Raw genomic sequence first — 23,340 nt, 5'->3', positions numbered from 1 at the left:
GGTGAAGTGGCGGGCCATCGCCGTCCGCGCTGCCTGCGGGTCGCCGGCCTCGATCGCGTCGACGACCTCGTAGTGGACGTGGTCGGTCTCCCAGCCGTCCCGGCCGGCGCGGCGCTCGGCCGCCAACGCGGCGGCCCGCCGTCCGGTCAGCTCGTCCCGCAGCACGTAGCCGATGCCGTCGTGGAGGAAGTCGAACATCGGGTTGTCGACGATCCTGAACAGCCGGTGGTGGAAGGTGAAGTCCGCGTCGGTGGCCGCCTCGACCCGCCCGGCCCGCGAGGCCTCCACCATCGTGTCGACGTCGGCGCGCAGTGCCCGCACGTCCTCGGGGGAGGCGAGGGTGGCGGCCTCGGCGGCGACGGAGAGTTCGAGGAGTTCCCTGGCCCGTTCGAACTGCGGTCCGCTGATGTGCCCGAGCCGCATGGCGAGGCTGAAGTACAGCCGCATGAAGTTGGCGTCGGGCACCTCCAGGTAGGTGCCCCGGCCCTGGGTGCGGTGCAGGAAGCCCAACATCTCCAGGCTGGAGAGCTGTTCGCGCAGGGTCGCCCTGCTCATGGCCAGCCGGGCACCCAGCTCCCGCTCCGGAGGCAGCCGGAGCCGCCCGGTGTGCTCCTCGGGGGTCGCGGCCTGGCGCAACGCGTCCACGAGGGTGATGAGGTGCGGCTCCACCCCGGCCTCCCCACATTGGTCTGACCAAATCTCGGTCGAGACGCTAGGCAGCGCGCCCCGCCGGTGTCAAGGCTTGGTCTGACCAATGTCAGGTGCGCGTGGCTCGCCTCACACCGCGACCGACCGGGGATCGACAGCCCTCCGTGCCCGGGCCGCCACCGCCGGTCGCCACCCGGCGCCCACGCCTCACCCCACCGCGTGATCAGGGGTTTTCCTGCGTACGATCCGGATCTGTCCGCACGCCGGGCGTCCGTCCCGAGCGGGCCGACCGGCCGCGACCACCCCGGCCGCCGAAGACGGCCGGGCACGACCACGGAGGGAGCCCGCCGTGCCCGTCTCGGCCGAGTTCGTCGCCGGCCTGCCCAAGGCCGAACTGCACGTCCACATCGAGGGGACCCTCGAACCCGAGCTCAAGTTCGAGCTGGCCGAGCGCAACGGGCTCGAACTGCCCTTCGCCGACGTCGACGAACTCCGGGCCAGCTACCGGTTCCACGACCTCCCGTCCTTCCTCGGCGTCTACTACGACGGGATGCGGGTGCTGCTGACCGAACGGGACTTCCGCGACCTCGCCTACGCCTACCTGCGACGGGCGGCCGACCAGAACGTCCGCCACGCCGAGATCTTCTTCGACCCGCAGGCCCACACCTCGCGGGGCGTGCCCTTCCCGACCGTGGTGCGGGGGCTGCGGCAGGGCGTTGTCGACGCCCAGCGTGACCTCGGTGTGCACGCCGAGCTGATCCTCTGCTTCCTGCGGGACTTCTCCGCCGAGTACGCGATGGCGACGCTGATGGAGTCGCTGCCCTACAAGGACTGGATCGTGGGCGTCGGCCTCGACTCCGACGAGAAGGGCAACCCGCCGGAGAAGTTCGCCGCCGTGTTCGCCAGGGCCAGGGCCGAGGGCTACCTGCTGACCATGCACTGCGACATCGACCAGGAGAACACCACCGAACACCTCCGCCAGGTGCTGGAGGTCATCGGGGTCGACCGCATCGACCACGGCCTGAACATCCTGGAGGACGAGGCGCTGGTCGAGGAGGTGCTGCGCCGGGGCATCGGCCTGACCGCCTGCCCGATCTCCAACGGCGTCGTCACCGCCAGCATGAAGGCGCCGGAGATCCGCGCCCTGCTCGACCGGGGGGTTCCCGTCTCGGTCAACTCCGACGACCCCGCCTACTTCGGCGGCTACGTCAGCGAGAACCTGGTCGCCCTCGCCGGGGAGCTGGACCTCGACGAGGCGGACCTGGTGGCCCTCCAGCGCAACGCCTTCACCATCTCCTGGCTGGCGGCCGGTCGGCGGGACGCCTTCCTCGACGAGCTCGACGCCTACGCCAGGGAGCACGGCGCCGCCTGACCCCGCCGCGTCCCGTGGTCACTCGACCGGGCGAGGGGGCGCGTGCCCGGTCGCCGGGGCCGGGGTGCCGGGTTAGCGTCCCCGGGGTGGCGGGTCCCGTGTCGTCCGGACTTGGTGAGGTCCCCCTGCTGGGGGAGCTCGCCGTCGCCCTCCTGCTCTCCAGCCTCATCGGACTCGAACGGGAGGTCCGGGCCAAGAGCGCCGGCCTGCGCACGCACAGCCTCGTCGGCCTGGGCACCGCGCTGTTCATGATCGTCTCGCAGCACGGGTTCACCTCGGTCCTCGGTGACGACGTCATGCTCGACCCGTCCCGGGTGGCAGCCCAGATCCTCACCGGAATCGGGTTCATCGGCGGTGGGCTCATCTTCGTCCGCCGGGACGCCGTGCAGGGCCTGACCACCGCCGCATCGGTGTGGGTGACAGCCGCCGTCGGCATGGCCAGTGGTGGCGGCCTGTTCGTCCTCGCCGTCGCCACCACCGCCGCCCACTTCCTGGTGGTGGCCGGCTTCCCGTGGCTGAGACGGCACCTGCGGGGTTCGTGGCGGCAGCCCAGCAGCGTCCGCATCGGCTACCTGGAGGGCCGGGGTGTGCTGCGCGGCGTACTCTCCGCCTGCACCAGCCGGGGATGGACGGTGCTGGACCTGCACGTGGAGTACGAGGACCGCGCGGAGGACCACCGGACCGTCGTGGTGGTCGTCGAACTGCGGGGGCGGGGGTCGCTCGAGGAGCTGGTGCGGGAACTGAGCGGTCTGCCCGGCGTCCTGCACGTCGCCGGGGGCGCCGATGCCGCTCCCCGGCTGTGACCCGGTGGCCTGTTCCGGGTGTGGAACGGGCCGGGAGGGGTGCCCCTCCCGGCCCGCGTCCTGCTGGTTCAGCGGAGCCGGTAGGCGCCTTCGATCGTCTCGGTGACGGAGTTGCCGTCCTCGTCGGTGGCGGTGGCGCGCAGCCAGACCAGGTCGCCTGGCTCCCCGGCACCGGGCAGGACCAGCGTCCAGCCCTCGCCGTCCCGGTCGACCTCGGCGGGCACCCACGTCTCGCCCTCGTCGAAGGAGACGTCGACGCCCAGATCGACCACAGGGGATTCCTGGGCGCCGGTCTGGTGGACGACCGTGGCCGTTCCGGCGAGCGGTTCGCCGGCAGGGGTGTCGTTGGTCAACCCGAGGGGGAGGTCGTAGCGGATGTCGAGCAGGGGGAGCACCTCGTCGGCCCCGGTGGAGTGGAACCGCCACTGGCCGTGGACCCTGCCGGGAGCGGCCCAGATCTCGCTGGTCCGTTCGGCGTCCACGGCCAGGTCGTACCAGCCAGGTCCGGGTGGGACCTCCAGGTCGGCCAGTCCGGGGGTGTCGGCCTCGGCCACGACCTCGCCGTCCCGGCTCAGCACCATCCGACCGATGTCGTCGGCGTACCGCAGGTCGACCAAGTTGGCGTGGCGGGGATCGTTGTCGCCGAACATGGACAACTGGAATCGCAGCAGGTCGTCCTCCCGCACGGCGGGGGGCCGCCACCCCCGCTCCTTCCAGTCGACCAGGGCCTGGTCGGGCAGCGCCGGGCCGATCGGACCCCGGTACCAGGTCTCGGTCCGCTCGTCACCCGCCTCCAGCAGGGTCTGCGGGGACACCAGCGTGCCGACACCCTGCCCACCCTCGCCAGGGAACGAGATCTCCGTCGACCACTCCAGGCCGGGGGACAGGTACTCGGTGCGGACCTGCGGGATCACCGTCGATACCCACTGGTGGGTCACGTACGTGCCGTCCCGCCAGACCATCCGGGTCAGGCTCGTGATCCCGGTCTCGGCCAGGGGATTGTGGTAAGTGCTCTCGACCCTGGCCAGCGCGGAGTCGCGTACCACGCGACGCCCCGGGGGCGGGAAACCACCCTCGTGGGGTTCCAGCAGGAAGTAGGCGTAGGGGCTGAACTCGCGGCCCTCGATGACCGCGTCCACGGTTCCCTCGCGTGCGAGGAGATCCGCGAGTCGACGCCCGGAAAGGAGATCGACCTCGACGTACGGCAGCGCGATCTCCTCCTGGACCCAGATGCCCGAGAGCAGAACCTCAGCACCTCGGTCGATCAGCGCTTGCGCGAACGGCACGACCTCGTCCGGCTCCAGCTCCGCCTCCGGCCCCAGGAAGGGAATGCTGCCCGTCAGGTCAGGGATCTCCGTGACCGGGGCGGAGGTGACGTCGACCAGAGGCCCCGAGACCGTCCCCTGCGGGCCGTCCAGCCTCTCCCAAACCTCGATGTCCAGGTCATGGCCGGGTATGTCGACATGAGCCAATGGGGCTGTCCATGTCCCCCCGTCCACGAACCGGAACCCGTCGACCTCGGTAGCGGCATCGATGACGAAGGTCCGAGACGGCGGAGAACCCGATACGACCCGGGCGTAGTTCTCGAGTTCGTACCCGTCAGTGGCCACATGGCGACGAGCGCCCTCCTCCTCGGGCACCAGTTCGACCGGTCTCCGGCTCTCCCACGAGATCGTGAGGTGGGTGTCCTCGGTCAGCTCGATCTCGTCGACGGCGTAGGTCGCTTCCAGCTCGCCGCTCGGGAGGTGGTCGTGGACGGTGGTGACGACGCGGTACCGTCCCGGCACGGGCCGGAGGCTGGTTCGAACATCGAAAGTGTGGGCCTCGTCAACGTCACCGGTCTCGGTGTTCTGCACGACCAGTGACATGGTCAGGTTAGCGGTCGTGAGTTCGTCGGGGACCGACACCGACAGTTCGTGCCGTTCCTGGTCGACCATCGCTGAGACCGGGGTCACGAGTCGGGCCCCGTCGGTGGTGGCGGTGAGCCGACCGGTGATGGTGCTGACCCGTTCGGCCGTGGGCCGGAGGACCAGCGTGGCCGTCGCCGTTCCACCAGAGGGCACCGTCACCTCGTCCGTGGCCAGTTCCAGCAGGCCGTCGGGTGCGGGGGTGCCGTCGTCCTGGCTGACGGTGAGGTCCAGGTCCAGGGTGAGCCCGGTGTCGGTGGGGTTGGTGTAGGTGATCGTGCGTTCCACCGGTTCCCCGTCGTGGGGCCACTCGTGGAATCCGAAGCCGAGGGTGGCGGGTTCGGCGCGGGGCCCCTGCTCCAGGGCGCGGGCGATGTCGAGGCGGCCGGCTCCTTGTCCGTGGACGTCGATCCCGGGGAGGGGTTCGGCGCTGCCGGTGAGCAGTGCCTTGATCTGTTGGCCGTCGAGGTCGGGGTTGGCCTGGAGTGCCAGGGCGGCGGCGCCGGCGACGTGCGGGGCGGCCATCGACGTGCCGGACAGGGACGCGTGGTGTTCGTCGACCGCGTAGTGCTCCAGGGTGCCCGCCGCGCGGGCGGCCACGATGTCGGACCCGGGGGCGGCGATCTCGGGTTTCAGCCCGAAGTTCCAGGGCACCGGGCCTTGGCTGGAGAAGTCGCTGCGTTCGTCCTGTTTGGTGGTGCTGCCCACGGTCAGGGCGCTCTCGGCCACCCCCGGCGAACCGATCGTGGCCGGCCCGTAGCTGTTGCCGGCGGAGATCACGAACAGCGCCCCCGTGGCGGCGGAGAGTTCCTCGACCGCCTCCACGAGGGGGTCGCCCTCGGGGAACGCCTCGGCACCGAGGCTGAGGTTGAGGATGTCCGCGCCCTGCTCGACTGCCCATTCCGCTCCGGCGATGATGTCGGTGGTCCAGCCCTGGCCCTGGTCGTCGAGGACCTTGGCGACCACCAGGTCCGCGTCCGGGGCGACGCCGGCGTAGCGGCCGTTGGAGGCTGCTCCGGTGCCGGCGATCGTGGCGGCCACGTGCGTGCCGTGCCCGCTGCGGTCCTGGACGTCCTCGGCGTCGGAGAAGTTCTCGGCGGCGACGACCCGGCCTTCGAGGTCGGGGTGTTCGGTGTCGTAGCCGGTGTCGAGGACGGCGATGGTGACGCCGTCTCCGGTGTGGCCGGCGTCCCAGGCCTCGCCGGCGCCGACGAGGTCCCGGCTCTGGTCGAGGGTGGCGCGCACCCGCCCGTCCAGCAGGACCCGGGTGTCGTCCTGGGCGCTGAGCACGCTGGGACCCTCACCGCCTTCGAGGTCCTGCCAGAAGGTGGTCAGGTCCTCGTGGGCGATGTCCAGGCCGCGTAATCCCAGGTCGGGGAAGGACTGCGTGTGCTCGGCGACCTCGGGTGCGGCGAACGCGCGTGGGCCGTCGGCGGGTTCGTCGACGATCACCCGGAGGCTGTCCCGGCGGTCGTCGGTCAGGCCCTGGTCGACGAGTCCGGTGAGGTCGAAGAACCGTTCGTCCAGTCGCCCGGAGATCACGGCGCGGCGGGCGTCCTCGGGGATGACGACGAGTCGTCCCTGGCGGGTTTCCTGGTGGTAGCCGGTGCCGCGCCGCTCGGGTGGGGAGGTGAACCCGGCGAGTACCAGCCCGTCGGGGCCCTGCCGGAGCAGGACGGTGTCCCCGGTGATCAGGGTGATGCTCAACGGCGCGCCGTCGGCGTGTGACGTCACGGGTGTGGTCGGGGGTGGTGGGTCGGTCTCGTGCGCGCCGGCTGCCGCGGGGGTGGTGAGCAGCAGCGCGGCGAGGAGACCGGCGCCGAGCCGAACACGGGGTGTTCGCACCTGGTGTCCTTCCGTTCGGTGGGCCGGCCGGTGTTCACCGGCCGGCCGGGCTCATCACGAGCCCTTCACACCGAACACACCGCGACCAGGGCAGCGGGTTGAGTGCTCCGAGCAATGATTCGATCACGGCGGGTGCTGGGTCATCGCCGGAGCTGGCTGGTGATGGTGCTGTCGGTGATCGACGTGTCCGCTGCCAGCAGGAAGGCCTTCGACAGGATCACCGCCAGCGTGCGGTCCCCGTCGAAGGGCAGGAACACCGATCCGCCGCTCTCGTCCCGCCGGGTGGGCACGATGCACAGGTACTCGTCGTTGGGCTCCATGAGGATGTTCGCGGACCCGAGGTGGATCCGGTAGCTCCGCAGGTCACCGCGCACCCGCAGGAACCGGCCGTCCAGGGAGCACCGGTCGGCGATCGCCAGTCGGGGGACCACCCGGGACAACAGGTCCCGCCGGGTCAGCGCCGTCGCGGAGAGCTCCCCGAAACCGTAGGAGTGCCAGTACTCCTGGTACCGGCCCGCCGGGCCGCCGTCCGACCAGGTCGGATCGGCGCCCACGCTCGCCACCCCGACGAAGAGGTCCACGTCCCGCAGCACCTCGCTGAGCACCAGCGGCGGCACCTCCGCCAACGGCACCGGCGGCGTCGGCTCCTGGTCGGGGCCCACCCACTGCGAGTACGGCCCACCGCAGGCGTGTTGGCTGTTCCTGGGCGCGTCCAGCGGGTAGAAGCGCACCTGGTCGGTGGCGAGGTGGAGGAACGTGCCGCTCTCGGTGGTGTCGGTGCCGTAGTCCTCGCCGACGCCCTCCACCCAGAACTCCGCGCGCAGCCCCCACTCGGGCAGCTCCCGGCAGGGTGCCTCGCAGGAGTCGTCGACCATGAGCCGCAGCTGGTTCCGCCAGCCCCGCACGGTGGCCAGCGAGTGGAACTGGTGCTGGCGGAGGATGTGGGCGGCGAACCGGTTCGAGTAGACGCCGGTGGCGCGTTCGGCGTCGGTGAGCGGGTACACCTCCCGGTGCGCCTGCTTGAACGGCTGGGTCACCCGGCGGTCCTCCAGCCACCGCCGCCAGGCCAGCACCCGCTCGACCTCGTCCTCGACCGGGTGCCACAACCGCACCTCGGCGGCCGGCTCCGCCGGCACCTCCGCACCGTCCACGTCCACCAGTCGGCCGTCGAACCAGCAGGCCGAGGTACCGCCCACCCACCACACCAGCCGGCGGGCCAGGACCCCGACGAGGGGGTGGTCGAGGTAGCGGTCCCGCCACCCCTCGTACCGCCAGCTCCGGCGGCTCAGCATGAGCCGGTCGAGCCGGTCCCGCTGGGCGGTGAGCATCTTCGTGACGTCCTTGACCGTGCCCCGGAGCCGGGCGACGTCCTCGGGGTGGTCGGCGCGGACCTGGGCCGGGACGGACCTGACCGGCCGGCCCGTGGCGCTGGTCCAGCTGAGGGTGGCCGAGTTGGTCCCGACCAGCAGCCGGGCGGTGGCGCCGCCGTCGAACCGCTCCTCCAGGGTGCCGACCTCGGTCATGCCGAAGGTGGGTACGCCGAGCTCCTCGATCTCGTCCCTGCTGATCCCCAGGGCCTCGGCGCGGCGGGCCAGGCCCTTGTCGATCTCCTTCAACGTCCCCTTGTAGGTCACCCGTGAGCTGAGCCTGGCGAGTTCTCCGACGGCGGCGACGCCGTCGAGTGCGGACAGGGCGTAGGCGGCGGAGTTGGCGAGCCGGGGTGAGCGGGGACCGACACCCGGGGCCTTGCGCAGGGCGGTCTCCACCATCCCGCCGAGGACGCGTTCCAGGCCCTCGGCGGGCGGGCACAGGGTCGCCAGCCAGCACAACCCGCGCAGCGCGGTGACGTTGTGCGGGTCGAGCAGGGAACCCACGTCCTGGGAGTACCAGGTGGAGGGTCGCAACGGCAGGGTGCGCGCCCGGCCCACCCGCGAACCCCAGGCCACGAACAGGGCGGGGAACCGTTCGGCGCCCGGCCTGGACAGCAGCTCGCGCGCCATGCGCTTCCAGGCCGCCGTCGGTTTGGCGGTGGTCGCCGTCAGCGCGTGCGCCACGAGGGCGCGCAGCGCGTCCCGCTCGGGCTCGGGCAGCGCGTCGATGTCGGAGGTCGCCGCCTCACTCCACGCCTCGCCGACGTTGAGCAGCGGCCATCGGCCCTCCTCCGGGAGGACGGGGACGTCCCGAGGGCCGTAGGCGTCGAGCCGGTGACGGCGGAGCAGCGCCACGAGCTCAGGACGGCGAGCCGCCCCCGCCCGCCGCAACACAGGGAGCGCGGCGAAGGGCAGTGCCAGGGAGAAGCAGCCGCCGAGCCAGTCCAGCAGCAGGTCCTCGTCGAGCCAGGAGCCGCCGACGCCCTCGATCAGCAGGTTGTCCCGCAGCAGGTGGAGGTACAGGGCGTCGTCGGTGGTGGACGGCATGACCTCGAGACGGCGCAGCACCTCGGCGAAGAGGTGGGCGGCCAACGCGGTGTCGTGGTCGACGACGATCCTGGTCACGCCTCGGGAGACGGCGCCCGCGTCGAGCACGCGGGCGCTGGGGAACCGCTCCAGCACGGTGAGGGCCGCGTGGGCCGCCTCGTCCCGCTGCTCGGGCCATCCGGCGACGGCCTGCCGGACGTGCCGCAGGACGGTGACCAACAGGCGGACGGTCCGGAGCCGGTCCCGTTCGCGGGTGCCGGGGGCGTCCTCCGCCATGAGTTCGCCGAGGTGGCCGTGGAGGGCGTCCATCTCCTCGGGCGAGAGCGCCGCCACCCGGGGGACCAGCGGATCGTCCACCCACCGGTAGTGGGTCGAGGGGTCCCGGGCCAGGTCGACCAGCCCCGGTGGTGGTGTGGTCGTCGACATTTCAGCCCCCCACCAGTGCGACGAGGCGGAGGAAGGTCACCTCGGTGTGGACGGTGAGGTCGACCTCCTCGTCGAGGTCGACCAGCTGGCGGTCCCCGACCAGGACGACGAACCCGTTGCGGGTGAACGCCTTCTCCGCCAGGTCCGCCTGCTCCTCCCAGTCCACCCTTCCCTGCCCGGCGGGAGAGCCGTTGAGCGCGCGTTCCCGGGCGGTGGGACGCACCAGGCCGCGGAACTCGCCGCCGGAGGCGTGGTACTCGCCGACCTCCTGGTAGACCCGTCGCCGGATGAGTTCCCGGACGGTGACGCGTTCCGCGAGGAACTCCAACGTCCAGGTGGACGGGGCGGCGCCTCCGGTGCTCTCGTCCACGATCGTGACCGCTGCCATGGCGCGGACGGTAACGGCGGTGGCCGACAACCGCGTTCCGCTGGTCGAGGACGGCGGATCAGCGGCGCGCGCATCGTCCCCTGTCGTCGGATCAGGTGAGAATCCGGGTTTCGACGAGCGGCCCGGCCGCACCGGTTGCTATGACTGCGGTGATCACCCACGCACTCCCCGTGAGATCCACTGGTGGCGTGACACCAGGCGGCGCCGGGGGGGCGCCGACCCCGACGGTCGCGGCTCCCCGGCGCTTTCACCGTGCGTCGCGGCTTCCCCAGCGACGCGACGGCGGCACACCGATACCGGTCGGCGTGGGCCGGCCGGGCCTGCCCGGAAGGGGTATCACCGATGTCGTCAGCGAAACGTCCCCCGGTCCTGCTCGGACTCCTCACCGTGGGAGTCCTCGCCGCCTCGGGATGCGGCGGTTCGGAGGAGGCGAGAAACGAACTGCGGCTACCGGACTCGCCCTCGGCGGCCGGTTCCTCCCCTGCCGAGGACGACGGCGGGGCCACCGCCTCGGCCGTGCTGGTGGACGCCGCCGGCAACGACGTGGGAACGGTGCGCCTGCGCGAGGTCGCGGGCGGGGTGGAGATCGTCGCCTCCGTGTCCGACCTGGAACCCGGTTTCCACGGTTTCCACGTGCACCAGACCGGCCGGTGCGAGCCGGACAGCCAGAGCCCCAGCGACCCGGACAAGGTCGGCGACTTCCTCACCGCCGGCGGCCACCTCGGCAGCGGGGACGACCAGCACCACCCGGGCCACGGGGGCGACCTCACCAGCCTCTTCGCCACCGAGGACGGCGTCGCCGAACTCACCACCACCACCGACCGGTTCACCATCGCCGACCTACTGGACGAGGACGGCTCCGCCTTCATCGTCCACGCTGGGCCGGACAACTTCGGCAACATCCCCGAGCGCTACGCGCCGGAGGGCCCGGACGCCGACACCCTGGCCACCGGCGACGCCGGCGACCGGGTCGCCTGCGGGGTCGTCAAGGGCTGAGCGACGGGCCGGGCGGCGCCGCCCCGGTTCCACGGGGGACGCACCGCCCGGCCCATCCGCGTCAACGGAACAGGTCGACGTTGTCGCGCACCCACGTCGAGAACGGCGTTCCCGGTCGACCCAGGACCTCCTCCACGGTGGTGGTGGCCTCGGCGGGTGTGTCGACCAGTTCCAGTAGGCCGTCGACGAACCACTCGGCGTACTCGCCCATCTCGGTCAACTCCGCGATGGCCTCCTCCCGCGTGAGCTCCACCAGCCGCAGCTCCCGGCCGAGGGTTTCCCCGATGAGCCGTGCCTGCCGTTCCCGGGTGAGGGTCTCCGGTCCGGTCAGCGAGTAGGACCGGCCGGCGTGCCCGTCGTGGAGCAACGCCGTCGCCGCGACGGCGGCCACGTCCTCCAGGGCGATGGGGGCGCTCGCCGCCCGGAACGCGACGTCGCGCACCGTCCCGGTCTCGCGGATCGTGTCGGCCCAGATGCTGATGTTGGACATGAAGTCGCCGGGCATGAGGTGGGTCCACTCCGCTCCGGACCTCTCCACCGCCTCGGCCACGGCGTACCACCAGGAACCCTCCTCCCCGGAGAGGTCCACGATCCGCTCGACCCCGGCCTCCCGGGCGAGCCCCACCACCTCCTCGGCCGTGTGGGGTGTTGGGGCGAGGTAGAGCGCGTCGACGCCCTTCAGCGCGGGCCCGATCGAGGCCGGGCGTCCCACGTAGCCGCGGAACACCTCCACGGAGGCGGGCAACGCCGCCCTGACCGGGTCGACGGTGAGGGCGCGGACGTCGGCGGCTCCCGCGGCCAGCAGCGCGTCCACCACCAGTCGTCCGATGTTGCCGGTCGCTCCGGTCACGAGAATGGTCATGCGTGGTCCTCCAAGGTGACGGTGTGTCCGATACGGGTGAGGGGGCACGGGAGTGGGACGCGGGGCAGCGGCGGGAGCGGTCAGCCGGAGGTGGTCAGTCGCCGGGCGTCGTCGAACCCGGCCGCCAGCTCCGGTGCGGTCGGTTCGGGGGCGGCGATGCGGAGGGCCCGCACGAGGTCCCGGTACAACTCGTCCGAGGCCAGCAACTCCTCGTGGCTGCCCCGGGCCCGCACCGCTCCGTCCTCCATCACGACGATGAGGTCGGCGTCGATCACGGTGGACAGCCGGTGGGCGATCGTCACCACGGCCGCCTCCCCGGCCCGTTCCCGCACGCAGTCGTGCACCGCGGCCTCGGTCAGGCCGTCGATCTGCGCGGTGGCCTCGTCGAGCAGGAGCACGTCCGGGGTGCGCACCAGCGCCCGGGCCAGCGCGATCCGCTGGCGTTCGCCACCGGACACGATGGTCGAGGCCAACGGGGTGTCGAGGCCCTCGGGCATCTCCGCGACCCGTTCGGCCATGCGGACCTTCCGCAGGGCCGCCCACAGCTCGTCCTCCGAGGCGTCCGGGTAGGTGAACGTCAGGTTGTCCCGCACCGTGCCCGGCACCACCGGCGTCTCCTGCTCGACGTAGGCGAAGCGGGCGCGCACCTCCTCGTGGCTGAACTCGCGGTAGGGGCGCCCATCGAGCCGCAGCTCACCCGATTCGGGTTCCAGGAACCGCAGCAGCAGGGAGAACAGCGTCGTCTTGCCCGCGCCACTCGGGCCGACGATCGCGGTGTGGCCGCGCCGGGGGATCACCAGGTCCACACCGGACACCGCGGGTTCGGCGCCGGGCGCGTAGCGGGCGGTGACCGCCACCAGCCCTACCACCGGGGTTTCTGCGTTCCCGGACGGGTAGGGCGCCGGGGTGTCACTGGTGGTGGTCATCGGGGCGGGGTGGTCCGCCGGCGCCCGCTCGGGCTCCTCCGGTTCGAGGCGCTGGGTCTCCTGGATGCGTCCGGCGGCGGCGAGTCCGGCCTGGAGGGCGGTGACGTTCTGGCTCAGGGTCATGATCGGGTCCATCAGGCCGAACGCGTAGAGCAGGAACGCGATCAGGCTGGATACCGCGAGGACGCCGTCAGCGATTCGCCACGCCCCCACGCCCAACACGAGGATGATCGCCAGCTGGATCCCAGACCAGGCCACCGTCCAGGCGACGGCCTCCTGGCGGACGGCCCGCACGCTGAACCGTGCCGCTTCGGTGGCCTCGCGCACGATCTGGTCGGCCTGCCGTCGTTCGGCCCGGCTGGCCTTCACGGTGCGGATCGCGCGGAGGCCCTCGGTGAGGGCGCCGCCGAGTCTGCCCACCCGTTCCTGTGCCTGTTCGTGCGCCTTGGCGATCGGGGGCATCAGGACCGCGAAGGCCACCGCGACCACGGCGACCGCCAGCACCGTCAACCCCAGCAGCACCAGGTCCAGCACCGCCATCAGCACGAGGGTGCCGACGAGGGTGACCACGCCGTTGATCAGCCCGACCACCGAGGACGCCGCCGCCTCCCGCAGCAGCAGGGTGTCCGAGGTCACGCGGGTGGTGAGCTCGCCGGCGGGGCGGCCACCGAGACTGGTGATCCGGGCGCCGAAGAACCGGCGCACCATCGACTCCCGCGCGGAGAGCACGACGCGTTCGCCGATGGTGCCCAACAGGATCCACTGCCACAGCGAGACGACCGCGCCGACGACCAGCAGGACCAGCAGGGCGATCACCGGAGCGGTCAGCGACATCCCCTCGCCCAGGGCGTCGAGGATCCACTTGGTGACCATCGGGGTGGCCAGTCCCAACCCGGAGGCCAGGAGTGCGAGGGCGAGGCCGCCCAGCAGGCCGCGCCAGTGCGGTCGGGCGAAGGACCACAGCAGGCGCAGGCGGGGGGCACCGGTGGTCGAGGAGGAGCGATCCGGAACGGACAGCACAGACATGTCCAGTAGTGGAACACGAATGTTCCGTTTTGGGCAAACGAGTTCCGTTATGCTCCGGCTGGGGGCCGAGTACGGTACGTCGCATGACCGAGGCGGGAGATCAGGTGGTCGAGACCGGAGTGCGTACGCGCACGCGTCAGGCGATCCTCGACGCCGCCGTCGTCGTCCTCAGCCGTGACTCCTCGGCCTCCCTCTCCGAAGTGGCCAGGGAAGCCGGGGTGGGCCGCACCACCCTGCACCGCTACTTCCCCGAACGCTCCGACCTGGTCCAAGCGATCGGGACCTTCACCCTGGAACGGATCGCCGTCGCCACCGACCGCGCCAAACTGGACGTCGGTCCGGCCCGTGAGGCGGTCGTGCGGCTCTGCCGGGAGTACTTCGAGCTCCTGGGGGACGTGCTGTCGTTGGTCTTCACCGATCCGCAGTTCAGCTCCGGGCTCGACTGGCACGAGGAGAGCGAGTCCGACCTCGCCCTGTTGGCCCTGGTGCGGCGGGGCCACCAGGACGGGTCGATCGACCGGGGGCTCACCCCGGAATGGGTGCAGCAGGCGCTGTGGGCCCTGCTGTACGCGGCCTGGGCCTTCGTGCGGGAGTGCGGGGTCTCCCGGCACGAGGCCCTCGGACAGTGCCTGCGCTCGTTGGAGCGCATGCTCCACCCCGGGGACCAGGCGACCGGCTGAGGCGCGGCCTGCCGGCAGGAGCTGATGCCCCCGCCATCGCGATCTCCCCGGAGCGCCCGGGTAGGTGGCGTGCGCTCCCCGCTCCCCCGTTCGGGGGAGCGACACGTCCGGTGACTCCGCGGTATCCCGGGTATCGAAACCCGGTGCCACGGTCGGTGCAAAAAGTTGCACCGCTCGAGTGGGTCGACCACCGCGAACGTGGAGCGGGGCGACCGCAGGTTGCCGCTACCCGTGGCAGGTCGTCGACTTCGGCACGGCCGTTCGTCCGTGCCGCCCGGTGCGGTCCCGGCTCCCGGCGCAGCCTTCCCAAGGCCGCCTGTCTCCTGTTAGCTTCACCACATAACTGAAAATCCTTGCAGTGCCTCGGGTGCCGTGCACCGAGGAACCGCCCGGTCCGGCAGGGCAACCCGCCGCCCCCAAGGAGGAACCGGTGAGAGTTCGCAACGTCGCGACGATCGCCACGGCCGTGCTGGCCAGCATGGTCGCCTCGTCCATCCCGGTCCTGGCCTCCGACGCCCCGGCCAGCACCGAACCGACCACCACCCCCACGACTCCCGCTCGGACCACCGCCCACGCCAACGGCGACACCCTCGTCCACCTCTTCCAGTGGCGGTGGGACTCGGTCGCCCGGGAGTGCGAGGACGTCCTCGGCCCGGCGGGCTTCGGCGGCGTACAGGTCTCCCCTCCCCAGGAACACGTCGTCCTCCCCGACGACCACCACCCCTGGTGGCAGGACTACCAGCCCGTCAGCTACCAGCTCGACAACACCCGACGCGGCACCCGCGCCGACTTCGCCGACATGGTCGAGACCTGCCGGGACCAGGGCGTCAAGATCTATGTGGACGCCGTCGTGAACCACATGGCGGGCAGCGGCTCCATCGGCAGCGGCCCGGGCAGCAATGGGAACACCTTCGACAAGTACCGGTACCCGGCAGGCGGTTACGAGGACCAGCACTTCGGCGACTGCCGCCGCGACATCGGCGACTGGGACGACCCGGACGAGGTGTGGCACTGCGAGCTGCTCGCCCTCTCCGACCTGCGCACCGCCGACCCCGTCGTCCGGGCCAGGATCGCCGACTACCTCAACGACCTCATCGGGCTCGGCGTGGCCGGGTTTCGGGTCGACGCCGCGAAACACGTGCCGCAGGCCGACCTCGAGGCCATCTACGGGATGCTCGACGACGTCCCGCACTTCGGCGGCAAGCCCCACATCTACCAGGAGGTCATCGAGGGCGGCGGCCCGCCCGAGCTGACACCCCCCGCCTACGCGCACCTCGGCCAGGTCACCGAGTTCCGCTACCAGCGCCAGGTCGGCCCCGCCGTGCGCGACGGCGACCTCGGCTGGCTGCACGACCTCGGCGACCAGATGGCCGTGGGCAGTGACGACGCCGTCGTCTTCGTCGACAACCACGACACCCAGCGGTCCGACCCCGGCCTGGTCTTCCAGCACGACCCCGGCCCCTACCGGGTCGCCGCCGCGTTCATGGTCGCCCACCCCTTCGGCACCCCGAAACTGATGTCCAGCTACCGGTTCACCGACAACGAACAGGGGCCGCCCAGCGTTGGGCAGCAGCCGGGCAACCCGGCTGGGGCGATCACCGCCGCGACCGAGTGCGGGGTCAACGGGTGGTTGTGCGAACACCGCGAACCCGCGATCGCCGGCATGGTCGGGTTCCGCAACCAGGTGGGCGGCGCGCCCCTCACCCACCGGTGGACCTCGGACGACGGGCGGGCCATCGCCTTCGGCCGGGGGCAGGAGGGCTTCGCCGTGTTCAACCGGGGTGGCGCGCTCACCCAGACCTTCCGCAGCGGTCTGCCCGCCGGCACCTACTGCGACGTGGCCACCGGCAGCCGGTCCACCGGTGAGGGCACCTGCACCGGCGCCTCGGTGACGGTGGCCGGCGACGGGAGCTTCCAGGCCAGCGTCCCCACCGACGGCGTCCTGGCCCTGCACGTGGGCGAGACCGGCGCGCCCTGCGAGGAGGACTGCGAGGAGCCGCCGGGCGGGGAACCCGGGCAGTGCACGTTCGGGGTGCGGGCCGACACCTGGTTCGGCCAGGAGGTGTACCTGGTCGGTGACCTCCCCGAGCTCGGGAGCTGGAACCCGAGTGCTGGCGTGCACCTGTCCTCCTCGGACTACCCGGTGTGGCGGGCCACGGTGACCCTGCCCGCCGACACCGCGTTCGAGTTCAAATACGTGAAGATCGCGCCCGGTGGTGACGTCGAGTGGGAGCCGGGGGCCAACCGCCGGGGCACCACCGGCGGTTCCTGTTCGTTCAGCGGCACCTTCGGTGACACCACGGGGTGAATGGGGCGGTCACGGCCGTCGCTCGTGCCGACCTCCGTGACCCCGCACCGAGGCCATGCCCCACGGGCGCAACCGGCCCGGTCCGCTCCCGAGTCCTTCGACCCAGCGGGCGGCCCGGCCGGGTGGCCGCGCCAGGTGGTGGGCCGACAGCGGGAATTCGGGACCCCGACCAGGCGGGCTGCGCCGAGCCCGCCTGGTCGGTCTCGTCGCCGACTTGCCCGACGGACTGGACACCGTGGTCGGGGGAACGCGGCTACCGCTTCTCCCGCAGCTGCCCCGCGCGAAGACCAACTCGACGAGTGCCGGTGGCCGGCTCATCCTGGTCAGGCCGCGGGCATGCCGGGGTCAGGGTCGGTGCGGGCGGGTCCGGTTGGTGCCGGGCCGGCGGCCCCTGGGTCACCGGGACGTGTCGGTGATCACCTGGGCCAACTCGGCGGCCACCGCGGCTGGCGCGTCACAGTCGGCGATCTCGGCGGCGAACTCCCGCGCCCGGTTCCGGTACCGGGGATCCCGCAACACCCGGGCCACGGCCTCGGCGACCGCCTCGGCGGGCGGGGTTCCGGTGCGCAGGTCGATCCCGGCTCCCGACCAGGCCACCCGGGCGGCGTTCTCCGGGTTGTCGGCGCTGTCCCCGGCGACGACCAGCGGCACGCCGGCCGCCAACGCCTGCTGGGTCCCCCCGGCGCCTCCGTTGGTGACCAGCACGTCCACCTTGGGCAGCAACTGGTCGTAGGCGAGGAACCGTTCCACCCGCACGTTCGACGGGAGCGCGGCGGCACCCGGCACCGCCGAGACGGGGCGGCCCCCGGTGGCCACCACCACCAGCACGTCCTTCCCGGCCAGGCCGCGCACCGCCGGCCCCACCAGGCGGTCGAGGTCGACGTTGTCGATCGTGCCCTGGGTGACGTGCACGACGGGGCGGCCGGAGTCGAGCTCGGGCCACCAGCCCGGGGGTGTCCAGTCGGTGGGGCCGGCTGGCGGGAGCGGCCCCACGAACCGGAACGACGCTGGCAGGTCACTCCTCGGGTACTCGAAACCGGCACTGGTCAACTGGGCGAACCGGTCGGCGAGCACGGGCCAGTCGAGCACGAACTCCGGCAGCCGGGGCAGCCTCAGGCTTCGCAGCCCTTGGTCCACCCGGTCCTGGGCCCTCCGGAACACGACCTCGCGGGCGACCCGCCCGAGCACGGCGTTGCGGAGCGTGTTGAGCGGCGACCGCAGCGGGGGCAGCGCCATCCCGAACGGCGCGGTGTCCCGACTGGACTGGGCCAGGGGGAAGACGCCGGCGCCCACGACCGGCGGCCGGTGCTCCGGCGGACCCGCCAGCAGCGGCAGCACCCCGAGGAACGACTGTTCCACCAGCAGCGCGTCCGGGGGATCCCGGTCCAGTTCCGTCCGCAACGCCCGGTACTGGCCGGGCATCGAGGCCGCGAACACCTCCGCGTAGTCGAAGGCGAGTTTCCTGATCCCGGTCAGCGGGACCCGCCCTGGGAACACCTCGTCGAACCGCTGGTAGTCGTAGTCGCACTCCACGGGTAGCGGCACGTGTTCGATCCCCACCGCCGCCACCGTGTCGGCGAACCGGGCTCCGGTCAGCATCCGCACCCGGTGTCCGGCGCGAACCAGGCCCGCTCCCAGCCCGCGCAGCGGGTTCACGTGGCCGTGGATCGGGCTGGAACAGAGCAGGTAGTCACCCACCTCGTCCTCCTCCCTCGTTCGGCGGGACGTCCGGGGTCCGTCCCCCGGTCGCCGGGGAGGAGCCCACCCGCGTCGACGGGCACGCACCCGGGTCACCGGACACACCCCGGGACGTGCCGATCCTTCCCGGTGCGGCCGCGTTCCCCGGGACGGGGGCCCACCGGTCGGTGTGGACGCCGCGCGGCGGTTTCCGGCCCTCAGGCGGTCAGCGCTTCGCGCCGACCCCCACCACGACCACCCGGTCCGACTCCGGGGGCGGCGTGAGCCGGGGGCCGTCCGGCCACCACGCCGACGGGCGGGTCAGCCCGGGCCGGACGAGGTCGAGACCGTCGAAGTAGGACGTGATCTCCGCCTCCGACCGGAAGTGCACCGACGTCATCGAGCTGGCCTCGTACACCGCCGACACCTCCCGTGCCAGCGTGCTGACCGGCCCCCCGTCGCCCGGGTCCAGGAGGTGGCTCATCGCCACGTACGACCCGGTGGGTAACGCCTCGACGTAGCGGCGCACCACCTCCCGGGGCAGGCGGTCGGCGCCCAGGTACACCAGGGACAGGCACTGCAACAGCGCCACCGGCCGTTCCCAGTCCAGGTACTTGGTCAGCGTCGGGTGGGCCAGGAGCGTGTCGGGGTCCCCCAGGTCACCGGCGACGAAGTGGGTGCGGTCGTTCTCCTCCAACAGCGCCGGGCCCTGCGCGATGACGATGGGGTCGACATCGACGTAGACGACCCTGGCCTCCGGGTTCGCCCGTTGCGCGATCTCGTGCACGTTCTCGTCGGCGGGCAGGCCACAACCGAGGTCGAGGAACTGGTCGATGCCCCGGCTGCCGGCCAGGTACCGCACCGCCCTGCCCAGCCACCGCCGGTGCTCGCGGGCGACCTCCCGCGCCTCGGGGAAGACCCCGACCACGTTCCGGGTCACCTCGCGGTCGGCCTCGTAGTTGTCCTTGCCGCCCAGGAGCGAGTCGTAGACCCGCGCCATGCTCGCTCGTACGCCGTTCATCGGCGGCGGCACGAACTGGTGGACTGCTGGTTCATCAGAACGTGGCATGGCAGACCTACTGTTCCTGGCGTGGCACGGATCTCAAGGATAGACGTGCTGATCAGTGACGCAGGCCACCGGTTCCTGTTCCTCCGTGATCGTGTGGAGCGCACCGTCCCTCGTGGTCGGTGCCGGCCAGCAGGATGACGAGTCACCCACCGGGGCGACCGAAGCACCCGGTGTAGCTTGATACGAACGGGTGAAACACGAGTGGCCCAACTCGACCGGGTAAGCGCGATCCGGTAGGGACGGGTAGTTGGACTGGCAGTGGGTTGGTGGGAGGTGGCGTGGCCACGGGTGAATCCGCGCACAGCGGATCGACCGCGCGGCGAATGGTCCTCGGTGGCCAGCTGCGCAGGCTGCGGGAAGCCAGGGACATCTCCCGGGAGGACGCCGGACACGCGATCCGCGGTTCCGAGTCCAAGATCAGCCGGATGGAACTCGGGCGCGTCAGTTTCAAGGAACGCGACGTCGCCGACCTGCTCACCCTGTACGGGGTGCACGAGGAGGAGGAACGCGGCAGCTTCCTCGACCTCGTGCGGCAGTCCAACCAGCCGGGCTGGTGGAACCGCTACAGCGACCTCATGCCGCGCTGGTTCCAGGACTACGTGGGGTTGGAGGAGTCGGCCTCCCGCGTGCAGACCTACGAGGTGCTGTTCGTGCCCGGCCTGTTGCAGACCGAGCGTTACGCCAGGGCGGTCGTCCGCCGCGGCATCCCGGACGCCTCGGAGGACGAGGTGTCGCGCCGGGTGAACCTGCGCATGCAGCGCAAGAAGGTGTTCACCTATCCCCGTCCGCCCCGGTTGTGGGCGGTGATCGACGAGTCGGTGCTGCACCGGCCACTCGGTGGGCCCGAGGTGCTGCGCGAGCAGGTCGAGGAGCTCCTCGAACTGGTCAAGCTGCCGAACGTCTCGCTCCAGGTCGTGCCCTTCGCTCCGCGCGGGTCCTCCGCCGAGAGCGCCTTCACCATGTTGCGGTTCGCTGAGCCGGAGTTGCCGGACATCGTCTACCTCGAACACCTGTGTGGCGCGCTGTACCTGGACAAGCCGGCGGAGATCGACCTGTACAGCCAGGTCTTCCACCGGCTGACCCTGGACGCGGCCACGCCCGCTCAGACGAAGAAGATCCTCAACGAGGTGCGGAACCGGCTCGGCTGAGCCGTCCTCGGCCGGGCGGCGGCTTCCGCCGCGCGGAGCGGGCGGCGACGAGTGCTTGAACGCCGGCGTCGTTGAACGCCGCTCGGATGCCACCGGCCCTCGTCCCTGCCCGGGGTTCCGCCTCCCGGTGCCCGGCTCGTGGAGGCGGGAGTGTGCACCGGTGGGGGTGTTCGTGTGGTCGGGCCGAGGCCGGGGGTGCGGTCGCTGACCCGGTGGGTGGCGTCGACCTCCGGGGCGGGGGCGCGGCGGTCGGTATCCGGTCCGGGGCCCGCTGGTCGGCCTGTGCTCACGCCCGCCGGGCGGACGGCAGCAGGGTCGGCCACCGGCGTTCGAGTGCGGGTGGCGGTCGCACCGGGTATCCGGTGGTTGGGGGTATACGCTTTCCCATACCGTGTTCTCGGGGGAATCCGCTGGTGGGAGGGGCTGGGCTGCCCGGTGGCGTCCGTCAGGACACGACCCGTTACAGTGATCTACGTCACCAGCCCGCTGCACGTGCATACGCGTGTGCACGAGCCGTGCTAGCTTTAGGTGCACGGTCAAATGCACGTGCATCCGGCCTCCGGTGGCAGTCGGAGAGGTGGGAGAGTCCGATGGACGAGATTCGCAACGGGATACCGGCCAGACTCCTGGACGGGGTCTCCTGGCGAAAGAGTCGGCAGAGCGGCGCGGTCGGGAACTGCGTCGAGGTCGCCAAGCTCACCAGCGGCGAAATCGCGCTCCGCAATTCCCGCTATCCCGACGGCCCGGCACTGATCTACACCAGGGCCGAGATCGCCGCGTTCCTCTCCGGGGCCAAGGACGGCGAATTCGACTACGTCCTGTCCTGACTAGGGAGGACGACGCGTCGCCGCGCAACCGCTCGATGTCGCACAACGTTGTGCGTGCCGTGAAACGCCGACAGTTATGGGTTTGTTCATGACCGATATCGCTGACAGGCTGCGAGCCATGATGGCGCGGGGCTTCCGATTCCTGCACCCCCGTGACGAGAACGGTGACCTGGTCGCGGTGACCGGAATCAGCGTGCACGACGGTGTCATCGACCTCCTCCAGCTGTACGGGGAGGATGACGCGCAGGCGGTCAGGATGCCGGCGGACGAAACCGATATCTTCTTTCCCCGCACGGTGCTGTGGCGCACGAGCGGGCCGGCGGCCGACGTGATCCAGGAACTGCTGAACCTCCCGGAGCCAGCCACGGCGCACCGCGCCCGGCGCCGGGAACTGAGCCGTGGCGGATGCTGGGTGCCGGCCCGACCCGGCAGACAGCGATGGCTCGCCGCGTCGTCCTGACCGGAACGACCAGACGGTGGAGGTCCGGCCACCCCAGGTCGAGTCCCCACCACCCCCGCCACACCCGGTCGGTCCCACCCGCCCAACCATCCCGGGGGATGCGATGTCCGTGACTCAGCCCACCCTGCTGGAACCGCCCGTCTCCTGGGTGCGCATGCTGCCCGGGTACCACATCAGCCAGCGCCGTGGCGTGTCCAGCATCGCGGAGATCTCCCGCTCCGGGCGGCTGCTGATCCGACTCGCCCGCCTACCCGAGGCCACCGCCGGCCTGGACCCGCACCAGGTCGTCGAACTCGCTGAGGCGGTGCGGGACCGGCAGCCGGGACGGTGGTCGGTGTGGAACCCCGTCGTCGGTGTCGCGGCCCTCGTCCTCCACGTCGAGGACCACGACTACGTGACCCTGTCCGTCGACGGCGCCGGCGTGCCCGACTGGCAGATCCGTTTCGGCCGGGACCGCGTCGACCACCTGGCCGACGTGCTCGCCGAGGCCGCCGACCACCTGTACTGACCCCCCGCACCCCCGGCACGCGAGGCGCCGCCACACCCACCGCACCCGCCGCCGCGCCCAAGCGGCGTGGCGGCGGCCCGCGCGATCACGGCCGATCGGGACCCGCCCCGTCGAACCAGTGCGTGAGCTCCGCCTCCCAACACCGTTGGCACGGCTGGCCACCGGTGCCGTAGCTGGTCACCCGCACCTCGCCCCGGGGGAACACCGCCCCGCACCAGACCGTCACCGTCCCGGTCGCGGTCTCCCGCACCCGGTGCATGGGCTCCATCGGTGTCGTCTCGGTCCACATCGGCACACCGCCTCACCACCCGAGGGCGCGGGTCCACGCCCCACCGCTCCCGTGGCTGGCCGTATGCCGGGAACCGCGCCCGCTTCGGCGTCCGGCTCCAGGCGGGGCGGACCCCGCCCCGCCCACCGGCTCGCTCGTCCCCGCGTCGTCCACCGGGGACGACGTCCCCCCGTGGCCCGGCTGGCCGGTGCGGCCACGCCACCGGTCCACCGTGTCGCGCCAGGGACCCGACCGCGACCGCCGTGCGCGCGGGGGCACTGGGACGAACGGAGCCGTCCCTCCCCAGCGGCCGCGACCGAGGTGGGGCCGGGCGTCCCCCGTCCAGGCCAGCAGGGGGAGGTCACACCCCCCTGCCCCCGGGCCGCCGGGTGTGGGGCGGCTCCAGGGCAAGCCGGTCCCGCCGGCGTCACTCCATCGAGGCCGTGCCGCCCTCGACCGGTGGGCCGGAACACCGCGCGGTCGCCCGGGCGGGTCGGAGCTCGGCGAGCCCGCCCCGGCCCTCCCCGGGGAACACCTCATCCCGGTGGCCCGCCGCCGGGATGGTGACCGTGGTGATCGGCGCGTCGTGGCCCGGCCCGGCGGATCCTCGCGGCCGGTGGGTGCCCCGCCCGAGCGATCAGCGTGCTGGTCCGGTAGGGGGCCACGTCGCTGGGCACCGTCCCGCTCCTGGTCGGACTCCGAGCACCGGCAGGCGGCACCGCCCGGTGGGTCCCCGCGTAGCCGCTGGCACCGCCCGGCGGGGTGCTCGCTGGGCCCCC

At 72.1% G+C, this 23,340-nt stretch carries 18 protein-coding genes; 9 read left to right on the top strand and 9 right to left on the bottom strand.

Going from position 1 to position 23,340, the window contains the following annotated elements; all coding sequences use genetic code 11:
* On the bottom strand, positions 1-669 hold a 669-nt coding region (locus ACTIDRAF_RS27010; RefSeq protein WP_016697261.1), incomplete at its 3' end, for a FadR/GntR family transcriptional regulator.
* Positions 670-997: 328 nt separating this feature from the next.
* Between ACTIDRAF_RS27010 and ACTIDRAF_RS0203130 the strand changes: the two genes are divergently transcribed.
* Together ACTIDRAF_RS0203130 and ACTIDRAF_RS0203125 are read left to right on the top strand one after the other, a co-directional pair.
* The gene (locus ACTIDRAF_RS0203130; protein WP_016697260.1) at positions 998-2,020 is read left to right on the top strand and encodes an adenosine deaminase; all 1,023 of its coding nucleotides are present in this window, start codon (positions 998-1,000) and stop codon (positions 2,018-2,020) included.
* Positions 2,021-2,106: 86 nt separating this feature from the next.
* Positions 2,107-2,823 (top strand): MgtC/SapB family protein, encoded by a 717-nt coding sequence (locus tag ACTIDRAF_RS0203125; RefSeq protein WP_016697259.1) that lies wholly within the window; start codon positions 2,107-2,109, stop codon positions 2,821-2,823.
* A 68-nt stretch (positions 2,824-2,891) separates the two neighbouring features.
* On the opposite strand, the gene ACTIDRAF_RS0203120 is transcribed toward ACTIDRAF_RS0203125, so the two are convergent.
* From ACTIDRAF_RS0203120 to ACTIDRAF_RS0203110, 3 genes are all read right to left on the bottom strand, one after another.
* A complete protein-coding gene (locus ACTIDRAF_RS0203120) occupies positions 2,892-6,575 on the bottom strand; it encodes a S8 family peptidase (RefSeq protein ID WP_016697258.1) in 3,684 nt (1,227 codons plus the stop codon).
* Positions 6,576-6,715: 140 nt separating this feature from the next.
* Complete coding sequence (locus ACTIDRAF_RS27005; RefSeq protein ID WP_016697257.1) at positions 6,716-9,418, bottom strand: DUF4132 domain-containing protein; 2,703 nt, start codon at positions 9,416-9,418, stop codon at positions 6,716-6,718.
* A gap of 1 nt (position 9,419) precedes the next feature.
* Positions 9,420-9,806, bottom strand: a complete 387-nt coding sequence (locus ACTIDRAF_RS0203110) for a hypothetical protein (RefSeq protein WP_026065722.1) — start codon at positions 9,804-9,806, stop codon at positions 9,420-9,422.
* A gap of 342 nt (positions 9,807-10,148) precedes the next feature.
* On the opposite strand from ACTIDRAF_RS0203110, the gene ACTIDRAF_RS0203105 reads away from it, so the two are divergent.
* Positions 10,149-10,802: a superoxide dismutase family protein gene (locus ACTIDRAF_RS0203105; protein WP_016697255.1), complete on the top strand. Its 654-nt coding sequence runs from the start codon at positions 10,149-10,151 to the stop codon at positions 10,800-10,802.
* 61 nt (positions 10,803-10,863) lie between these two features.
* Here the strand turns inward: ACTIDRAF_RS0203105 and ACTIDRAF_RS0203100 are convergent, their stop codons facing one another.
* Together ACTIDRAF_RS0203100 and ACTIDRAF_RS0203095 are read right to left on the bottom strand one after the other, a co-directional pair.
* A complete protein-coding gene (locus tag ACTIDRAF_RS0203100; RefSeq protein WP_016697254.1) occupies positions 10,864-11,664 on the bottom strand; it encodes an NAD(P)H-binding protein in 801 nt (266 codons plus the stop codon).
* A gap of 80 nt (positions 11,665-11,744) precedes the next feature.
* A complete protein-coding gene (locus tag ACTIDRAF_RS0203095; protein WP_052168685.1) occupies positions 11,745-13,616 on the bottom strand; it encodes an ABC transporter ATP-binding protein in 1,872 nt (623 codons plus the stop codon).
* Positions 13,617-13,699: 83 nt separating this feature from the next.
* On the opposite strand from ACTIDRAF_RS0203095, the gene ACTIDRAF_RS0203090 reads away from it, so the two are divergent.
* Both ACTIDRAF_RS0203090 and ACTIDRAF_RS0203085 read left to right on the top strand, forming a co-directional pair.
* Positions 13,700-14,296 carry a TetR/AcrR family transcriptional regulator gene (locus tag ACTIDRAF_RS0203090; protein ID WP_016697252.1) on the top strand — a complete coding sequence of 199 codons (597 nt, stop codon included), beginning with the start codon at positions 13,700-13,702 and terminating at the stop codon, positions 14,294-14,296.
* 430 nt (positions 14,297-14,726) lie between these two features.
* Positions 14,727-16,604 (top strand): carbohydrate-binding module family 20 domain-containing protein, encoded by a 1,878-nt coding sequence (locus tag ACTIDRAF_RS0203085; protein ID WP_016697251.1) that lies wholly within the window; start codon positions 14,727-14,729, stop codon positions 16,602-16,604.
* 396 nt (positions 16,605-17,000) lie between these two features.
* Here ACTIDRAF_RS0203085 and ACTIDRAF_RS0203080 read toward each other — a convergent pair whose 3' ends face one another.
* Together ACTIDRAF_RS0203080 and ACTIDRAF_RS0203075 are read right to left on the bottom strand one after the other, a co-directional pair.
* Positions 17,001-18,302 (bottom strand): glycosyltransferase, encoded by a 1,302-nt coding sequence (locus ACTIDRAF_RS0203080; protein WP_016697250.1) that lies wholly within the window; start codon positions 18,300-18,302, stop codon positions 17,001-17,003.
* A gap of 205 nt (positions 18,303-18,507) precedes the next feature.
* Positions 18,508-19,350, bottom strand: a complete 843-nt coding sequence (locus ACTIDRAF_RS0203075; RefSeq protein WP_157162813.1) for an SAM-dependent methyltransferase — start codon at positions 19,348-19,350, stop codon at positions 18,508-18,510.
* A 323-nt stretch (positions 19,351-19,673) separates the two neighbouring features.
* On the opposite strand from ACTIDRAF_RS0203075, the gene ACTIDRAF_RS0203070 reads away from it, so the two are divergent.
* The 4 genes from ACTIDRAF_RS0203070 (at position 19,674) to ACTIDRAF_RS0203055 (ending at position 22,293) form a co-directional block, all read left to right on the top strand.
* The gene (locus tag ACTIDRAF_RS0203070) at positions 19,674-20,498 is read left to right on the top strand and encodes a helix-turn-helix domain-containing protein (protein WP_016697248.1); all 825 of its coding nucleotides are present in this window, start codon (positions 19,674-19,676) and stop codon (positions 20,496-20,498) included.
* 590 nt (positions 20,499-21,088) lie between these two features.
* The gene (locus tag ACTIDRAF_RS0203065; protein WP_016697247.1) at positions 21,089-21,325 is read left to right on the top strand and encodes a DUF397 domain-containing protein; all 237 of its coding nucleotides are present in this window, start codon (positions 21,089-21,091) and stop codon (positions 21,323-21,325) included.
* Positions 21,326-21,413: 88 nt separating this feature from the next.
* Positions 21,414-21,785: a hypothetical protein gene (locus ACTIDRAF_RS0203060; RefSeq protein WP_157162812.1), complete on the top strand. Its 372-nt coding sequence runs from the start codon at positions 21,414-21,416 to the stop codon at positions 21,783-21,785.
* Between the two features lie 103 nt (positions 21,786-21,888).
* Entirely contained in the window at positions 21,889-22,293 is a 405-nt protein-coding gene (locus tag ACTIDRAF_RS0203055) for a hypothetical protein (protein ID WP_016697245.1), read from the top strand.
* 85 nt (positions 22,294-22,378) lie between these two features.
* Here the strand turns inward: ACTIDRAF_RS0203055 and ACTIDRAF_RS0203050 are convergent, their stop codons facing one another.
* Positions 22,379-22,588: a hypothetical protein gene (locus ACTIDRAF_RS0203050; RefSeq protein ID WP_016697244.1), complete on the bottom strand. Its 210-nt coding sequence runs from the start codon at positions 22,586-22,588 to the stop codon at positions 22,379-22,381.
* Positions 22,589-23,340 lie beyond the last annotated feature (752 nt).

The organism is Actinoalloteichus spitiensis RMV-1378 (genome assembly GCF_000239155.1).
In the GTDB taxonomy this organism is placed as follows: Bacteria; Actinomycetota; Actinomycetes; order Mycobacteriales; family Pseudonocardiaceae; genus Actinoalloteichus_B; species Actinoalloteichus_B spitiensis.
The sequence above is the reverse complement of the archived record's forward strand: the minus strand, read 5'-3'. Positions and strand labels throughout refer to the sequence as shown.